The 17,482-nt window shown below is 40.9% G+C and carries 16 protein-coding genes; 7 read left to right on the forward strand and 9 right to left on the reverse strand.

From position 1 onward, the window contains the following. Positions 1-321: 321 nt before the first annotated feature. From rbsB to Q7O55_RS01740, 9 genes are all read right to left on the reverse strand, one after another. Positions 322-1,224: a ribose ABC transporter substrate-binding protein RbsB gene (gene rbsB / locus Q7O55_RS01700; RefSeq protein WP_303927840.1), complete on the reverse strand. Its 903-nt coding sequence runs from the start codon at positions 1,222-1,224 to the stop codon at positions 322-324. A gap of 9 nt (positions 1,225-1,233) precedes the next feature. Continuing rightward, positions 1,234-2,169 carry an ABC transporter permease gene (locus Q7O55_RS01705; protein ID WP_004697939.1) on the reverse strand — a complete coding sequence of 312 codons (936 nt, stop codon included), beginning with the start codon at positions 2,167-2,169 and terminating at the stop codon, positions 1,234-1,236. Beyond that, complete coding sequence (locus tag Q7O55_RS01710) at positions 2,169-3,650, reverse strand: sugar ABC transporter ATP-binding protein (RefSeq protein WP_303927842.1); 1,482 nt, start codon at positions 3,648-3,650, stop codon at positions 2,169-2,171. The genes Q7O55_RS01705 and Q7O55_RS01710 overlap by 1 nt, the downstream gene beginning before the upstream one ends. A gap of 44 nt (positions 3,651-3,694) precedes the next feature. Further along, positions 3,695-4,108 (reverse strand): D-ribose pyranase, encoded by a 414-nt coding sequence (rbsD, locus tag Q7O55_RS01715; protein ID WP_303927844.1) that lies wholly within the window; start codon positions 4,106-4,108, stop codon positions 3,695-3,697. Between the two features lie 120 nt (positions 4,109-4,228). Next, entirely contained in the window at positions 4,229-5,116 is an 888-nt protein-coding gene (gene rbsK, locus Q7O55_RS01720; protein WP_303927846.1) for a ribokinase, read from the reverse strand. Positions 5,117-5,456: 340 nt separating this feature from the next. Next, the gene (locus tag Q7O55_RS01725; RefSeq protein WP_303927847.1) at positions 5,457-5,783 is read right to left on the reverse strand and encodes a type II toxin-antitoxin system RelE/ParE family toxin; all 327 of its coding nucleotides are present in this window, start codon (positions 5,781-5,783) and stop codon (positions 5,457-5,459) included. A 4-nt stretch (positions 5,784-5,787) separates the two neighbouring features. Then, on the reverse strand, positions 5,788-6,069 hold the full coding sequence (locus tag Q7O55_RS01730) for a type II toxin-antitoxin system Phd/YefM family antitoxin (RefSeq protein WP_278472901.1): 282 nt from the start codon (positions 6,067-6,069) through the stop codon (positions 5,788-5,790). Positions 6,070-6,303: 234 nt separating this feature from the next. Continuing rightward, positions 6,304-6,960 carry an NAD(P)H-binding protein gene (locus Q7O55_RS01735; protein WP_303927849.1) on the reverse strand — a complete coding sequence of 219 codons (657 nt, stop codon included), beginning with the start codon at positions 6,958-6,960 and terminating at the stop codon, positions 6,304-6,306. A gap of 107 nt (positions 6,961-7,067) precedes the next feature. Further along, on the reverse strand, positions 7,068-7,589 hold the full coding sequence (locus Q7O55_RS01740; protein WP_303927851.1) for a cysteine hydrolase family protein: 522 nt from the start codon (positions 7,587-7,589) through the stop codon (positions 7,068-7,070). Positions 7,590-7,819: 230 nt separating this feature from the next. On the opposite strand from Q7O55_RS01740, the gene Q7O55_RS01745 reads away from it, so the two are divergent. From Q7O55_RS01745 to Q7O55_RS01775, 7 genes are all read left to right on the forward strand, one after another. Continuing rightward, positions 7,820-8,413, forward strand: a complete 594-nt coding sequence (locus Q7O55_RS01745; RefSeq protein WP_303927852.1) for a TetR/AcrR family transcriptional regulator — start codon at positions 7,820-7,822, stop codon at positions 8,411-8,413. A gap of 141 nt (positions 8,414-8,554) precedes the next feature. Then, positions 8,555-9,658 (forward strand): efflux RND transporter periplasmic adaptor subunit, encoded by a 1,104-nt coding sequence (locus Q7O55_RS01750; protein ID WP_303927853.1) that lies wholly within the window; start codon positions 8,555-8,557, stop codon positions 9,656-9,658. Next, positions 9,658-12,684 carry an efflux RND transporter permease subunit gene (locus tag Q7O55_RS01755; protein ID WP_303927855.1) on the forward strand — a complete coding sequence of 1,009 codons (3,027 nt, stop codon included), beginning with the start codon at positions 9,658-9,660 and terminating at the stop codon, positions 12,682-12,684. The genes Q7O55_RS01750 and Q7O55_RS01755 overlap by 1 nt, the downstream gene beginning before the upstream one ends. Before the next feature lie 202 nt (positions 12,685-12,886). Next, complete coding sequence (locus tag Q7O55_RS01760; protein WP_303927857.1) at positions 12,887-14,512, forward strand: tryptophan transporter; 1,626 nt, start codon at positions 12,887-12,889, stop codon at positions 14,510-14,512. Then, entirely contained in the window at positions 14,505-15,317 is an 813-nt protein-coding gene (locus tag Q7O55_RS01765; RefSeq protein ID WP_303927858.1) for an energy-coupling factor ABC transporter ATP-binding protein, read from the forward strand. The genes Q7O55_RS01760 and Q7O55_RS01765 overlap by 8 nt, the downstream gene beginning before the upstream one ends. A gap of 9 nt (positions 15,318-15,326) precedes the next feature. Next, positions 15,327-15,995 carry an energy-coupling factor transporter transmembrane protein EcfT gene (locus Q7O55_RS01770; RefSeq protein WP_303927860.1) on the forward strand — a complete coding sequence of 223 codons (669 nt, stop codon included), beginning with the start codon at positions 15,327-15,329 and terminating at the stop codon, positions 15,993-15,995. 246 nt (positions 15,996-16,241) lie between these two features. Further along, positions 16,242-17,462 carry a Fic family protein gene (locus Q7O55_RS01775; RefSeq protein ID WP_303927862.1) on the forward strand — a complete coding sequence of 407 codons (1,221 nt, stop codon included), beginning with the start codon at positions 16,242-16,244 and terminating at the stop codon, positions 17,460-17,462. Positions 17,463-17,482: the final 20 nt, after the last annotated feature.

Raw genomic sequence — 17,482 nt, forward strand, 5'->3', positions numbered from 1 at the left:
TCTTTAGAGGGCCACCACTAGAGAAAGACCCTTATAGGGTCAGAGCAAACCACCCATTTTACGGGTGGTTATGATTTTTACATATAGTTACGTTATAATAAATGAAATTGTTCTTGTTTGTGGAGTGTGAATAGGATGTATGAAATCGTAAATGAACCCAATTTAATAATTGCTTTTGATATGGATACAGAATTATCTCAATTTGGTGTATTTGCCAAAGTTTATTGAGTTCTTTAAAGTGTTTTTAGAGAAAGAGCCGAAATAAAAAGAGTCACATCAAAGGATGCGACTCTTTTTTCTGTACCCAGTTTCTATTTACAATTATTTTTTAACAACTTTAAGATCTACAGGGATTTTAGCTTCTACAGTTTCGCCTTTGATAACTTTTTGAGCTGTATCGATAGCGATTTTACCCATTTGGTCTGGTTGTTGAGCAATTGTTGCAGCCAATGTGCCGTCTTGAACAGCTTTGTCTGCGTCAGCAGTACCGTCGAAGCCTACGATGAAGATTGCTTTGCCTGCGGATTTAGCTGCTTGGATAGCACCCAATGCCATTTCGTCGTTATGAGCGAAGATAGCTTGTACGTCTGGGTTAGCTTGCAAGATATTTGTTGCTACGTTCAAACCTTTTGTGCGGTCGAAGTCAGCGCTTTGTTTTGCTACTACTGTTAAGTCTTTGTCAGCTACGTTATGGAAACCTTGGCCGCGTTCACGAGTTGCGGAAGCACCAGGGATACCTTCGATTTCAGCTACTTTTGCAGCTTTGCCTACTTTATCAGCGATCAGTTGAGCTGCCATTTCGCCACCTTTTACGTTATCGGAAGCGATGTGAGCTACTACTTTGCCTTTGTCAGCAGAACGGTCAACAGTGATTACAGGAATGTTTTTAGCATTTGCTGCTTCTACGGAAGTAGAGATAGCTGCAGAGTCTACAGGGTTGATGATCAATACGGAAACACCGCTTTCAAGCAAGTCAGAAATATCGTTTGCTTGTTTTGCAGGGTCGTTTTGAGCATCAACGATTTTAACTTTAAGACCAAGCGCTTTAGCTTGAGCCTCAACGCCTTCCTTCATAGTCACGAAGAATGGGTTGTTCAATGTGGAAACAGAGAAGCCGATGGTGCCGGATTTTTTGTCGCCGCCGTTATCAGCGCTTTTACCACAGCCTGCTACAAGACCGATAACCATGATAGCCATCGCCAACAGTAACAATAGTTTTTTCATAGGAACCTCCTAGGCTTTCTTGCGATCTGCAAGAACCGCCAATAAAATGACAATACCTTTTACGACTTGTTGATAGAAACTGGAAACGTCGAGAATATTTAACCCATTGTTGAGGGTACCGATAATTAGGGCACCAATTAATGTGCCAACGATATGTCCACGACCACCAGCTAGGCTTGTTCCGCCAAGAACTACCGCCGCGATAGCGTCCAGTTCGTAGCCTGCACCTGCTGTAGGTTGTGCAGAGTTAAGACGAGATGTGATGATTGCACCGGCGATACCACAGAGCATACCCGTTAAGGCATACACGAAGATTTTAACACGGTCAATCTTAATACCAGCAATGTAACTAACCTTTTCACTACCACCTACGGCGTATGTTTTACGACCCAAGGAGGTGCGGCTCAATACGAACCAGAGGATGATGAAAGCTAGGAACATTGTGATAGCTGGAACTGGAAGGCCTGCGATGTCCCCTTGGCCAAAGCCGTGGAATAGAGGGTCTTGTGTAAGGCCGGAGATTGGGTTACCGTCTGTGAATACTAGCGTTGCACCACGGTAGATGGTCATGGTTGCCAAGGTAGCAATAAATGGAGCTACGCGACCATAAGTAATAACGAGACCGTTAATACCGCCCAATACGAGGCCTGCACCTGCCGCTAATACGATAGCCAATACAGGGTCAGTACCAGTTACGATGAGGTTGGCCATCACTGCACTGGAGAGGGCAAGGATAGAACCAACGGATAAGTCGATACCGCCAGTTAAGATGACAAAAGTCATACCAAAGGCGATGATCGCATTGATGGATACTTGGCGTAACAAGTTACGCAAGTTAGAAAATTCAAGGAAACTGTCGTTCATGACAGAGATAATGATAAATAATAGGATGAGGCCGATGAGGGGGCCTAATTTTTTTACATATTGCAGAGCTTTGCTGTCCATTATTGTCCTCCTGTGGCTAATGTCATAATCGATTCCGGTGTTGCATCGCTGCGGTCCAAGATGCCTGCTACGCGGCCTTCATGAATGACCATAATGCGGTCGCTCATGCCCAGCACTTCAGGTAACTCAGAGGACACCATGATAATGGACACACCATCGTTCGTTAATTCGTTCATTAAATCATAAATATCACGTTTCGCGCCGATATCGATACCGCGTGTCGGTTCGTCCATGATGATAATGGATGGCTTTTTACCAACCCATTTCGCGATAACCACCTTTTGTTGGTTACCACCGGATAGGGACGATGCCGGTTCGTGAATAGATTGTGTTTTAACGCCTAGCTTTTTAGACAATTCGTCAGCAAAGGAATTGAGCTTGCCCTTATCCAGTACATGAGATGGACAAATTTCGCCAAGGTTCGGTAATGTAATATTGGAACCGATGGAGAAATCGAGAATCAAGCCTTCGCTCTTTCTATTTTCTGTGATGAAAGCAATGCCGGCTTTGATGGCATCTTCAGGTTTTTTACAGTTGAGAACGGAGCCGTTAACTGTTACGGTACCGCCATTGTGTTTATCTACACCAAAGATAGCACGCATGATTTCTGTACGACCCGCGCCCATGAGGCCTGCTACGCCGAGAATTTCGCCTTTGCGCAAGGAGAAGGAAATGTCGTTGTCAAAACCTTCTGGTTTAAGGTTGTCGATGCTCATTACTACTTCGCCTGGTGTTGTGGTACGAGCAGGGTAGAACTCGTCGATAGAACGACCTACCATGTGACGTACTACTTCATCTACAGAAATTTCAGCAGTGGACTTCGTAATAATTGTGTGACCGTCACGCATAACCGTTATAGTGTCACACTCGCTAAACACCTCTTCCATACGGTGAGAGATATATACGATAGCCACGCCGCAGGCTTTCATTTTGCGCATCATTTTGAACAATGTCGCCGTTTCACGCTCTGTGAGGGCTGCTGTCGGTTCGTCCATGATGACTACCTTGGCATCTAACATCAAGATACGAAGGATTTCTGTCATCTGTTGGTGACCGACGGAGCAAAGGCCTGCTTCCGTTGTGAGCGGCAATTCGATGCCTAATTCACGGCAGGTGTTTTCTGCCTCGGCGAGCATCGCCTTTTTATCGAGCATACCGAATTTATTGCGTTTCGGTCTCATTAAATATAGATTTTCTAACAATGTTAGATTGGGCCAAATGTTGAGCTCTTGGTGGATGAAAGCCACGCCGTTTAGCTCGGCCTCTCTCGGGTTCGAGAAAGTGCGCTCTACACCGTCGATGGTGATCGTACCAGCGTCAGCCTTGTGAATACCGGTGAGGATATTCATGAGGGTAGACTTACCGGCGCCGTTTTCGCCCATCAAGGCGTGAACCTCGCCCTCCTTGAGGGTAATACTTACATCGCGCAGCACTTGGTTTGTACCAAATGCTTTCGCAATGCCTGACATAACAATTTCCATAACTACTCCTATATGACTGGTGAAAGTATCTCTAATCTATTGCTCTATGGACGATCGCTGAAAATACAATCGGCACGTAAGATAATGTTCGCATACGGAGATGCTTCACCAGTTCTAATAATGCATTTGCATTGTTTTGTGGCTTCTTTGAAAGCATCGTGGCTCGTTTCAATCCATTCGTATTGATCAGATGGGAAGGTAGATTCCAAGAAGTCATAAGCCTTAGGATTGTTTTCTTTAATTTCTGTTGCCACATGAATCGCTTCGGATTTCATATGCTTAGCGATGATGGATACTACCTGCTCAAAGCTCGGTACGCCAAAATCCAAAGCTAAGTCGATTTTTTGAACCCCTTCAGGTACCGGTAAGCCACAGTCAGCGATACAAATCGTATCTGTGTGACCGAGATCTGCTAGAACCTTAGCGATATGACTATTTAAAATGCCCTGTCGTTGCATAGATAACTCCTTTTTCTATTCTAATGAATGAGGTTTTAACGCTTCATTCATTAACTCTCTCTGTTATATAGAGGGCAGATGCATTCGTTACATAAGAATGTATAGCTTGTATTCAATATGTTAATTCTCTGCTAAGAATGCAGCGACCTCGTCCTTTGTTGGCATGCCACCTTGGGCACCTAAGCGTTGGATGGAGAGGGCCGCTGCTGCATTGCCGTAGTGTAGAGCGTCGGCTAAGCTTTTACCATTAACGATAGCCGTTGCAAAGGCACCGTTGAATGTATCGCCTGCGCCTGTTGTATCTATGGGCTCAACCTTGAAGCCAGGTACAATGTGAATTTCACCGTTATCGGCATATCCTACACCCTTGCTACCAAGGGTAACGATGATTTTGTTTTCGTTAGCTAGTAAAGTCTCTTCTGTAGTTTGGTTAGGGTAGAGTGCAGATAGCTCATGTTCGTTTGGCGTAATATAGGTTGCCAATTCTAACCACTCCGGATCAAGGTCGGCTGCTGGAGCCGGATTTAAGAGGACTTTCACATTAGCCTCGTGGCAACGACAAACGATGTATTCAATAGTTGGAATAGAAATCTCGTTTTGCACCATCACAAGATCGGCTTGCTCGATAGCAGACCAAGCATTATCGACTACGCTTTGGTCTACCTTAGCATTAGCGCCGGTAATAACGATGATACTGTTATCACCTTCCGCCAATGTAATGTGGGCTGTACCAGTCGTTGTATCTGGAACAGTGACGATGTAATCCGTGTTGATATGATTTTCTTTTAGATTATCTAAAATCATTTGGCCATACGCATCTTCACCGATGCAACCAACCATGGTAACCTCTGCACCTAGACGAGCAGCTGCTACCGCTTGGTTTGCACCTTTGCCGCCGTGAGCGATGTGCAATTCGTTGCCCATGATTGTTTCGCCTGCAGTAGGGCGTTTGTCCGCGAGGACTACAATATCCATGTTGCAACTGCCAATAACAACAATGCGATTCATAATAACTCCTTGATTCGCCTCCGCCCTAACTGGGACTAAAAATGACTATCATTTATTTTTATACATAAAATCTAAGGTGTTTTATACAATAAGTTGCATATATAAATATAATTGATAACCGAAGAGGCATTTGCTTTCACATACCTATAAGTGTATATTAATCATTTATTAGTATAGCCTAAATACGCGAGTTTATCTATATAAATATCTATAAAATGTAGGAATAAAAAAGGTATATCCAAAATCTATGTTACATGAGTAAAAATGTACCGATTAGATTTAGGATATACCACTTTGAAGGGTATTTAATTTTTAAAGAAGCACTGGTTTAGTTCAAATGTTATAATCCGTTTAGTATATTTACATAATCCTGTCGTTGATCAAGTATAGAGATTAAATAAATAGTTCTAGTTTCCTCTACAACTGTGTAGAAAATAATAAGCTTTTCTAAAATCAACATTCGAAAGTCACTGTCATTAAGTGCTCTAATTTTAGGTGTAGTCCCCATATATGGATGATTCATAAGATTTGAAATTGAATTTTGAATATTTTCTTTGACTTGTATAGCTGTTTCTTTTGAAAACTGCATAGCTACATAAAGTATTTGCTGATGTAGCTCTTTATTGAACTTTTCAGTAGGAATGATTGTGTAGGTTTGGGAGTCCATAGATTTACCCCATTTGCTCTAGCATTTTATCAATACTGTTGAAAGTTTCATCAAGTGTAGTGGTACGACCTTGAATGATATCGTTTTGCCCTTCTACAAGAGAGGATAGTAATTCTATTTTTGACTTTAACATATTGTAAGTATTATAGCCGAGACTTACGGTGTCTCCACGACCATTTACAGTAATAATAGCAGCCTCATCTTTAAGCTGTAAGGATTTAGAAATTTCAGGATACTTATTTCGTAAATCAGAGGATGGACGTATTGTTTCACGTAATATTCCCATAGTTATCTCCTTATAGTTTTAAAAGTGTTAGTTCATTATTTATATACCATAATTATATCATTTAAACGATATAATTGCAGTATATAAATATATATGAGGTATTTATTTAAAGGGTTTTAACTAGATACTTTAATCATAAAATGATATATAAAAAGACTATCTCCATATGTATTGGAGATAGTCTGATATTGGTATATAGTATTTTCTCTTTTCTACTAAATTTAATGTTATATATTAGTGAAAGCTTGGTTTATCGAAGTGTGTACCTGGCTCACCTACGCCGATGCTTGTGCGGTGGAAAGGAGTTTCATCCGCAGCATGTAAGATATCAAAGATGGCTTTTACCACAGCTTCGCGTGAAACTTGGGCGTCGTTGAATTGAGAGCCTTCAGGGATGAGTTCGTAATCGGTTTTTTCTGGATCATTGTAAAGCCATGTGAGACGCAAGATAGTGTAATTTAAATTGGATTCGCGCAATACGTTACGAGCTTGGCGCTCACCTTGAACATAGCTAATAGGTAAGTTATCGAAGGTCCATTTTTCGAGTGCTACAGGGAATTCACCAGAAAGGCCAGCCATGGAAACACCGATAACACGGCGTACATTTTTACGACTCAATGCTTTCACGATGGACGCCATATCACTGCCGGACTCCATAGAACCTACAAATACAACCTCCGCATTTGTTACAGCTTGTTCTAACTTAGCAGGGTTTTGAAAAGAACCTTCAATCACTGTAACACGTTCATGGTCGATAATCTCTGGAGGTATACGTGTTTTCAACTGACGACCATATAATGTAATGTGCATATCTGTATATGTTAATAGTGTAGCAGTCAACTTTTGAGCTATTTGGCCCGCAGCTCCTAAAATCGTAATATACTTATACATAAAAAAGACCTCCTATGTTCGGGCATAAATATTTGATGAAATTTTAACATACATATATGACAAATACGTGAGAAAAATTATAGAAATCTTTATAAGATTTTCATAATTTAATTGATGCTTAAAGTTTCTTTTGTTGTTTTTAACTGCGCAAATCGATTTCGCCAAATCTTTTCTTTGTAAAAGGATAGGATTTTATCGGCTGGTAGATGCTCATTGTCAAAGGTTGAGATAGCATCTTCGACGATGGTAATTTTATAACCATATTCAAAGCCTACTTTTACAGATGTATCGATGCAAAATTCCACTTGCATTCCTACGAATGTTAAATCGGTAATACTTTTGCTATCTAAATATTCCTTTAACTCACTATCTTTGAAGATGCTATTGTAATATTTGTTGAAAATCTTTTCGTTTTCTTGCGGTTTTAATTCGTGATAGACTTGCCAATTATCGCTACTTGTTGCTAATAAACCTTCATCTTCAGAGTGTCTGATAAAAACTACTTCTATATTTTGATCTCTGAAATGTTGAATGATTGCTTTTGTATTAGTGATAAGATTTTTGACATCATAAGGGTTTTCGTTAACTAAGCCTTCTTGTATATCGATTACGATTAATGCTTGTGCCATGAGGAACCTCCTTGGTAAGGTAAATAATGAGCTCATTATAATTATAGTTATAATTAAATAATAAATAGTATATGGAAATTATAATAATTATACACCAAGATAGTGGACGTATTTATTTTGTGTGCATTAATTTATTATTTAATATTAGTAGTTGAAATATTATTGACCGTAGTCAATAGCGTGTGATATAGTAATGTAAAAATAAAGGCATAATATGGAGGAGGTCTATTATGAGAGAGCGCTTATCTCCAGAGGAACGGCGAAAGCAGCTGTTAGAGGTCGCTTTTGAGTGTTTTTCGGAGCAAGGCTATGTGGCGACTACTGTTACGGATCTGGTTAAACGTGCGGGTGTAGCAAAGGGAACATTCTTTTATTATTTTCCAACGAAAGAGGATGCTCTTGTTGCCTTGATGGAAGAAGAGTGTATTGTTATTATCGATAGAGTAAAACCTCAACAGGTTGGATTAGGTGCTATCGATCGAATGAAACAATTATTGGCCTTGATTGATGAACCAAATCGATTAGAACCCATTTTTACTAAACTGTGTGAATGTGGCGAAGTGCGCATCATGCAAAGATTGTGGAAGGTATTACAAAATGCATTTTCTCCCGTCTTAATGGAGTGTATTGAATTAGGTATTGCTGAGGGGGGTATGCATTGTCAAAATGTCGAAGTAACTATTACTTATTTTTGGTCTATTATTGACTGTTTATACATCTGTAAAGAAGATGAGCAGTTAATGCGCGTATATGATGAAGGTAAGCGCATGGGATATGGTCTCATTGAACATGTTCTTGGTATGGAATCAGGTGTACTCCTATAAGTATGTGCAGTAATTTTTACTGCACATATATTTTTAAATTATACTGACCGCAGTCAATAAAGGTAATAGAAATAGATTTTGTAGAAGTTATACATGACATAGTTTGGAGCTCAGGTATATGCATAAAGAGAAAGGGTAGCTATGAAAGATTGTAAAAAATTAACGAAATGGATTGCCATTGGTGTGATTACAATAGTGTTTATTGGTATGTTGGTAAGCCGTGTAGTAGATTTGTTTGATGAACCAGATACGCAACAACAACCATTAGCAGTACATACACAGGTAGTAAAAGAAGGGGACTTGAAATCAGAGGCTATGTTGACGGGGTCCATAGAGGGGGCTACTTCATCTATTATCAGCAGTCCTATATCCGGTCAGGTTGTACAAATTTATGTGGATGATGGCTCCATGGTTTCTGTAGGTGATCCTCTCTTTAAACTTGATACGGTGGAGCTCAATAATGTGGTAATTGCTGCTAATAATGCACTTTATCAAGTAGAGGCAAAATATGACCAAGCGAATACCAACTTTCACCGATATGAAACCCTCGTTCGGCAAGGCGCGATTTCTCAGCAACAAATGGACGCAGCACGGACCGACCTCATAGCGGCCCAAACTGAAGTGGATTCCGCCCGTGCTAATGTGAGTACGGCTGCAAAACGCGTGGATGATGCAACGGTACGGGCCTCATCCGACGGTGTGGTGGCGAATCGAAATCTTACGATCGGTCAAAATGTAGGTGCTGGTGTTCAGGTCATGACTGTAGAGGCTATCAGTACTGTAAATGCAGTGATACAGATTCCGCAAAAATGGATGAAAGACATCAAGATAGGTGATACCGTAGATATTACAATTGATACCTATCCGAACCGTGTATTTAAGGGCACCATATCGGTTATTAATCCGGTGGCAGGTGTTGAAAATCGGATGTTCCGTGTAAAAGTGACCATTCTCAATTCGGAAGGCCTCATTAAACCGGGGATGTTCGTATCTGTAAAAATGACGGATGAAACACCAGTGAAAGCTATCATGGTCCCTAAGACCGCCATTGTTCAAGAAAAGGGCTTATCCTATATCTTTGTTGTGGACGGAAATCAGGCAAAACGAGTTTCTGTTGAGGTCGGTGAGCTACAAGCGGATAACATTCAAATCGTAAAAGGCTTACATGTGGGGGATCGCATCATTTTAGATCAGACAGATCGATTGCAAGATAAAGCCCTTATTTCATGGAAGGAGGAGGGCTAATGAACTTACCTGAAATAAGCATTAAACGCCCTGTCTTTGCAACGGTCCTCCTCCTAGCGCTTATTGTGCTAGGTATTATGGGGTATCAAAAGATGAAGGTAGAAGAAATGCCTGATATGGCATCTCCGTTTGTGGTGGTAAATATCACTTATGAAGGGGCCCAACCGGAGCAGGTAGATTCACAGGTCGTACAAAAGGTTGAGGATGCTCTGGCAGAGGTAAAGGGGATTAAACATATTGAATCTGTTTCCAATGAAGGCTATGCAACTATAAATGTGGAGTTCAACTTTGGTATTGATCCGAATCAAGCGGCCCAAGATGTACGGGATAAGGTAAACTCAGTTCGCGATGACTTACCTACAGGTGTTAAAGAACCTGTGATCGCTAAGTATGATTTGAATGCAACGCCTATTATGGCATTGGCCATTACAAGCGAAAAGGCGAGCATACGTGAGTTGAGTATTTTCACGAAAGATGTATTAAATCTACGCCTTCAAAAGGTGTCGGGTGTAGGTAAAATTCGTATTGTCGGACAAGAGGAACGAGAAATTCAATTGTTGCTTAACTTAGAGCAGTTGAATGGCACGGGCTTATCTCTGACCGGCGTAACTGAGCGATTGCAATGGGCAAATCAGGACATACCGGCTGGTAAGCTAGGGCAAGAGTCCGGTCAACTATCTTTGCGCAGTAATAATAAATTTACTTCGGTTGACCAATTTTATGATGTGACCGTTGGTGAACGGAGTGGTGTAGCCATTCCATATTGGCAAATAGGAACTGTGAAAGATGGTATCAAAGAACGAACGGATTTAGCCCGTTATGATGGTAAGCCGGCTATCGTTATCGAGGTGGGGAGACAGTCCGGTGCTAATACGATAGATGTGGCAAAAGGCGTTAAAGCTGAATTGGAATCAATGAAAGAATCTCTGCCAGAGGGCGTAGAAATTCATATGGTTCGTGATGATTCGGAACGTATTGTAGAGTCAATTGAGGATGTATGGTTTGACCTTACCGTAGGTGGCTTTTTTGCGGTTATAATCGTATGGTGGTTTCTCGGCGATTGGCGAAGCACGATTATCAGTGCCATTGCCATCCCTGCATCTATCGTGAGCGCTTTCTTCTTTATGAAATTGATGGGATTTTCTATTAATACTATATCCCTTTTAAGTATGTCCTTATCTGTAGGTCTTCTCATTGACGATGCCATTGTAGTTATTGAAAATATCATCCGTCATCGTGAGTTAGGAGCGGACTCATTTACAGCCACTCTCGAGGGCGCTAAAGAAATTACACTCGCCGTATTAGCTACAACTTTTACAGTTGTGGCTGTATTCTTGCCGGTAGGGATGGTAGATGGTGCTGATGGTGAACTTTATAAGCAGTTTGGTATTACCATTGTTTTTGCAGTACTCGTGTCTCTATTTATTTCCTTTACGCTGACGCCGATGATGGCGGCACGGTATTTGCCTGTTGGTGAAGCTTCGATGCCAAGACAGCTGAAGCCTTTATGGAATCGATGGAATCATTGGTTTGATAGAACTACAAAATTGTATGGAAAAACATTGGATGTGATTTTACGGACTCGTAGAAAAACGGTCCTTTTAACAGCAATCGGTCTTTTTGTAGCGAGTATGGGGCTAATACAATTGATGGGTTCATCCTTTATTCCGTCGACGGATCAATCTCAGTTTATAGTGACCGTACAAAACTTGCCGGGCGCATCTGTACAGGTATCTGATGAACGGGCGAAACAATTAACGGATATTGTGAAAACTTTGCCCGAGGTCAGTCATGTATATGCGACAGCAACAGCAGAAAATCAGCAATTATATGTACGTCTTGTTCCCAAAAAAGAACGCACTAAATCCCAAAGTGCGGTCGCCAGCGATGTTCGTGCCGCTATTAACGCAGTACCTGGTATGCGAGCCGATATAAGGGAAGGCGAAGGTAAACCTGTTGCCATTTCCGTGACCGGTCCTAATGTACATACCTTGCAAGGTGTATCGCGAGATGTGGCCGATACAATGGGTACGATTCCTGGCGTTCGAGATGTCTTGCGTAGTGGGGGTGTTATTGTCCCTGGGATGACTGTAAAAGTAGATGATAGAAAAGCTGATGATCTTGGGATATCTTCTGCAATAGTGGGGAACACATTACAAACCATGTTCTATGGTAATATTGTAGGCAAATATCGAGATGGGAATGAATTGAATGATGTGCGGCTTAAACTTGATAAAGAGGCACGTGAAAATATGAACTCTTTACAATCGGTATACGTAGCAAGCTCTAAGCTTACGGCAGATGGGAAAACACAAATGTTGCCGCTATCTCAAATATCATCTTGGAATTACTCTCAAGAACCAAGTGAGATTAGACGTTATGACCGTCAAAAAGAGGTGCGTATTACGGCAAATCTTGAAAAGACGGATTTAGGTAAATTCGGCGAAATCTTTACTGACAAAACCAAAGCCATGCAGTTGCCAGTAGGCTACCAAATCAGACAAACCGGTACGGCTACCGATATGGATACCGCTTTTGGTAACATGGGGACCGCTCTCGTGGTAGGTATTTTATTTATCTTTATGGTTATGGCTGCTCAGTTTGAAAGCTGGTCAGAGCCGATAGCGATCATGCCTGCATTACCATTAGCGGCAATCGGGGCTATTCTATTTCTATTTTTAGGGAACTATGATATTAGCTTGATATCTTTAATTGGTATTATGATGCTCATGGGACTTGTTACAAAAAATGCGATTCTTCTCATAGATTTTGCAAAACAACAAATCGGGAAGGGCCATTCTGTACATGATGCGCTCATCGAAGCTGGGCAGGTGCGGCTTCGTCCCATTCTTATGACAAGCCTTGCTATGATCTTCGGGATGATTCCAATTATGCTCGGCCTTGGACCAGGCGCTGAAACAAGAGCTCCGATGGCTTTTGCCATTGTCGGCGGCGTGTTGACATCAACGCTGCTAACACTGTTTGTAGTGCCTGTGTGCTATACTTTTATTAAAGGGGAGAAATGATTTAGCTCTGAGAAGTAATAAGAGCCTGAATCAGTTGTATATAATATCAATATTACCAATATTTTGGAGATGAATTAATGTTGAGAAAAGAGGCTACTTGGGTAGCCTCTTTTAATTTACTATCCATACCCTAGCACGTGCAAAAGTCTTCGAAGAATGTTACAATAAACAGTATATATTCATTTTTAGAAAAGAGGCTATTATGGAACGGATTCAAGATCTTGTGTATACGCATGTGCAGGGTGGCCAGTTTAGATGGGTTACTGTCAGCACATTGATGCTCGCATTGGGCACGATTTTGCATTTGGTGAGCCCTAGTGTGGCTGGGGTAACGCCGAACTGGACGATTGCTACGTACTGCGTAGCTATTTTATTAACTCGTCCTAGTTTGAGTCAAACTTTGGGGATTGGCCTCGTGGCGGCCCTCATCAATGTATTGACGTCTAAGTCAGCGTTCCCTTATGGCAACTTGTTGTCTGAGCCAGGTGGTGCTTTGACGGCGGCTCTCGTAACGCGCGCTATGTTGTCCATGAAGTTCCGTAAAATTGGTGGTTTTGATTTAACGCCTGTCGTGTCTGGTTTTTTAGCAACTGTTGTATCTGGTGGTATCTTTGTTACCATTTTGTGGCAAGTGCTTGGGTTGCCAAATAATGTGTACATGTACGGCATGTGGCCATTGGTACTCATCATAGGTGCCTTGAATGGTGCCATTACGCCAATTTTGTATATTCCGGCACAACGTCTATTTTCTAAACGTGGCATGTTGCCAAATGCGGATCAATTGACATCTGACCATAGTCGCTTGACTATCTTGCCTGAGCGCCAAGCTAAAATCTCTATTGAACACGTTAATTACTATCATCCAAAGGCGACTACCCCATCCCTTGAAAACATCAATCTCGATGTAAATGAAGGAGATTTCCTCGTTGTTACAGGTCCTGCCGGTTGTGGTAAAAGCACCCTTTGTATGGCGATGGTAGGGGCGGTGCCTAAATTCTATGGTGGACGCTTAGAAGGCATGATTTTTGTAGATGGTCATGCGACCACACAAATGGAAATCCCAGAACTAGCGAACCATATCGGTGTAGTTCTCGCCGATTACGATACACAGCTCGTAACGATGACGGTTCGTGAAGAAGTGGCCTTTGCCATGGAAAACCGTGGTTACGACCGTGAAACGATTACCTCTCGCTCTCAAGAGGTGTTTGAACAAGTTGGTCTTGTGGGATTAGAAGACCGCAAGATTACAAGTTTATCTGGTGGTCAACGCCAACGTTTGGCGATTGCTTCCGTATTGGCTACGAATCCAACTGTACTTGTTCTTGATGAACCGACTAGCTCCCTTGATCCAGATGGGACCGCCGAATTATATCGCCTCGTAGGTGATTTGAACCAAAAACACGGTATCACCGTTGTCGTTATCGACCATGATTTGCATGCTGTATTGCCGTACGCTAACCGCATGGCTCTCATGGTAGATGGCTCTATCGCATGTGATGACGATGTACCTACTACGCTTCGTTACATGTACGAGCACAACATTCACGTCGATGCATTGCCATCTGTATTTACAACCTATATGGAACTAGAACAAGCCGGTTTCCACAGTGATGAACCTTGGCTCAGCATCGAGTCTGCTATCAAGGGCTTGCATCAAATTGAAATGGCTCATGCTATTCAAACCGAGGTACATGGTAAAAGCAACTCTCCAGCTAATCAAAGAAATTTAGTAGATAATTTTGCTGATCATTCTAATATAGTAGAAAATAGACAACCAGTTCAACGTGTTGATGATGTACAAGGAAAGGACGGTGGTGCTCATGCTTAAGGTTGAAAACATCCGCTTTGGCTATGTGCCATCCGTAGATATTTTCCGAGACGTGACTTTCACCATCGAAGGAGGCGAATATATCGCCATCGGTGGTCGTAATGGTTGCGGTAAAACGACCATAACTCGTTTGCTCGTAGGCCTCGAAAAGGCTAGCGAAGGCCGCATGTATTATAACGGTAGGGACATTACGTCCATGCCGCCGTCTAAACGGGGGCAATTTATCGGCTATGTATTCCAACAGCCAGATCGTCAAATGTTTAGACCCACTGTAGCCACTGAGGTTGCCTTTGGCCCTGAGTCTTTGGGTCACACTAAATCCGAAGCGAAACGCATCGTCGATGAAGTATTGAAACGTACAGGTATTGCCCACTTGCGTGAAGCATACCCTCCGACATTGCGCCGTGGTGAAAAGCAACGCGTAGCTATTGCTTCCGCCTTGGCTATGAAGTCTAAAATCCTCATCCTTGACGAGCCAACAAGTGGTCAAGATGGTAAGGAAACAAAAGAGCTATTAGCATTATTGCGTCAGCTCAATGCAGAAGGTATCACGATCCTTCTCATTACTCATGATATGGAAATCATGGCTAGCGAATGTAGCCGTGCTATCATCATGGGCAACCAAACCGTAGCCTTTGATGGCAGTCCAGAAGAATTATTTAAAAAGTCTACGGATGAATTGCAAGATTTAGGCCTTACGAAACCGCCAAGTGTGGAACTTTCACTAGCGGTACCATCCTTGGGCTATTGCAAATCTATGGATGAATTGAAATCTAAGTTAGTGGCTCAGTTGAGCGGAAAATAGGAGGGACATATGGAACGTTTAGTACCGTTAACAAAAATCTTGATGACCCTCGCCGTATCCGTGTGGGCCATCCTGTTGCGCGACTGGGTATCGCTATTGGCATTAGTCGTAGTAGAACTTGGTGTATTGTTTGTGGCAGGGTTGCTGTTCAAACAACACAAAGCAGTGTTGGCATTAACTAGCTTCGCTGTATTCCTTGGTCTCATCCAATTCCTCGGCAGCGGCGATGTAACTTCTGCCATCGTATCTGGCTTGCGAATGCTCGCTATGACATTGATATTCATCTGTCTGTTGGCAACTACAAAATTGCAAGATCTTACAGCTGCACTCGTAACACAATGCAAAATTCCTTACGAATATGCATTTATGTTTACTGCTGCTCTTCGCTTCGTGCCTGATTTCATTGCTGAAAGCCATGCTGTACAAGAGGCTCAAGCCTGCCGTGGTTTGTCTTTAGAAGGTAACTTCATTAAACGAATCAAATCCTATGCGTCCGTTATCCAACCATTACTGCTAAAATCCTTGGGACGCTCCGAAACAATGGCGTTGTCCTTGGAACTACGGGGCTTTGGTGGTCCAACACACAGCTTTGCTGCATCCGTAGGATTGAAAAGAATAGACTATAGTGTGATTGGTGCTTTAATTGCTATTACAGTACTTTTATTCTTAGTTGTTTAATCTTTTTATAAATTAAGCAAGCGTTTAATTTTGATCTTATAGAAGTGTATTAGTTCTAATAGTTATAATAAAAAATATGATGAAAGTATATAAGTAAAATAAGAGCTTTTTACTTATATATACTTCAAAATGCATAAACTGAGTGGTAAAAATCGTTGTTTTTACCACTCAGTTTTGTTATATTGGGTGTATAAAGGTAAAATTTACAATTTTTACATTTTAATGGATTGTGAAAGGTGAAAAGCTATGTCATATGAACCTTTATATCAAGTGTTTTATAAATGCGAAGAAAAGTGGCAAGAGATTCTTGATGCACGATATACATCTGAAAATACGCAACATATAAGTATATCAATAGCACAAATCAATAGAAAAAAGAGTTTTTCTGCTTTTTTTATGTATCATAAGGATATTCTTGATATAATGATCCAATTAGAGCGGAAACATTCAGCTTTTTTAGATTTATTAAAGCAAGTTCCGTTAATTATGCATCCTCACTTACTAAACACATTTTTGGTAGAAGAAATCAAGGCTAGTAATGATATTGAAGGTGTTCATAGTAGCAGAAGAGAGATTCAAGAGGCTATTGATACAAATGTTACTGAGGTAAAAAGGTTTAGTAGCATTGTTTCAAAATACAGAGATATATTAAATACATCAGGGAAGAAAGAGTTTTATATAAATGAAGATATTAGAGCTCTATATGATGAGTTAGTATCAAATGAAATTGAAGAGAAAAATAAACTAGATGGAGTGATTTTTAGACGCGACTCTGTTTCAGTTTATGATGGTTATGATAGAGAGATCCATATAGGAACTACACCGGAATCACAAATCATCAAACTTATGACCGTAGCACTAGAATTTTTGAATAATGATGAGATACAATTACCAATTCGTGTGGCGGTATTTCATTATATGTTTGGTTATATTCATCCTTTTTATGATGGTAATGGCCGTGTGAATAGGTATATTTCTTCTTCGTATTTATCAAAGGAGTTTCATCCATTGGTAGCCTTGCGTTTATCCGCTTTAATAAAGGCTAATCGTTCTAAATATTATAAAAGCTTTGTTAATACTACGTCAGAACGCAACGGAGGTGATTTGACTCCTTTTATTATTCAGTTTCTAACTTTTTTAGTTGATACAGTTGATAATTTAAGTGAATTGCTTAATACACGGTTAGAACGATTACGTAATGCCTGTGATCAATTAGATCAGTTTTTTATAAACCAAGGAATTACAGATGAACTGGTTCAAGATATATATTATATCTTATTACAGACATCTTTATTTATGATTGGACCAGGAATTACTAGAGAAGAATTATGGAAAAATTTAGGTAAGAGTAAAAAGACCGTGTATGAACGTATTAAACATATACCACGTGAACATCTTAAAGTTCAAAAAGTGGGTAAAACAGAGCATTTTAAGTTAAAGAAATCTATATTGAGTTCTGTTCAGTAATCTATGAAAGAAGAGTTACT

This window comes from Veillonella parvula (assembly GCF_945949885.1).
GTDB classification, from domain to species: Bacteria; Bacillota; Negativicutes; order Veillonellales; family Veillonellaceae; genus Veillonella; species Veillonella parvula_B.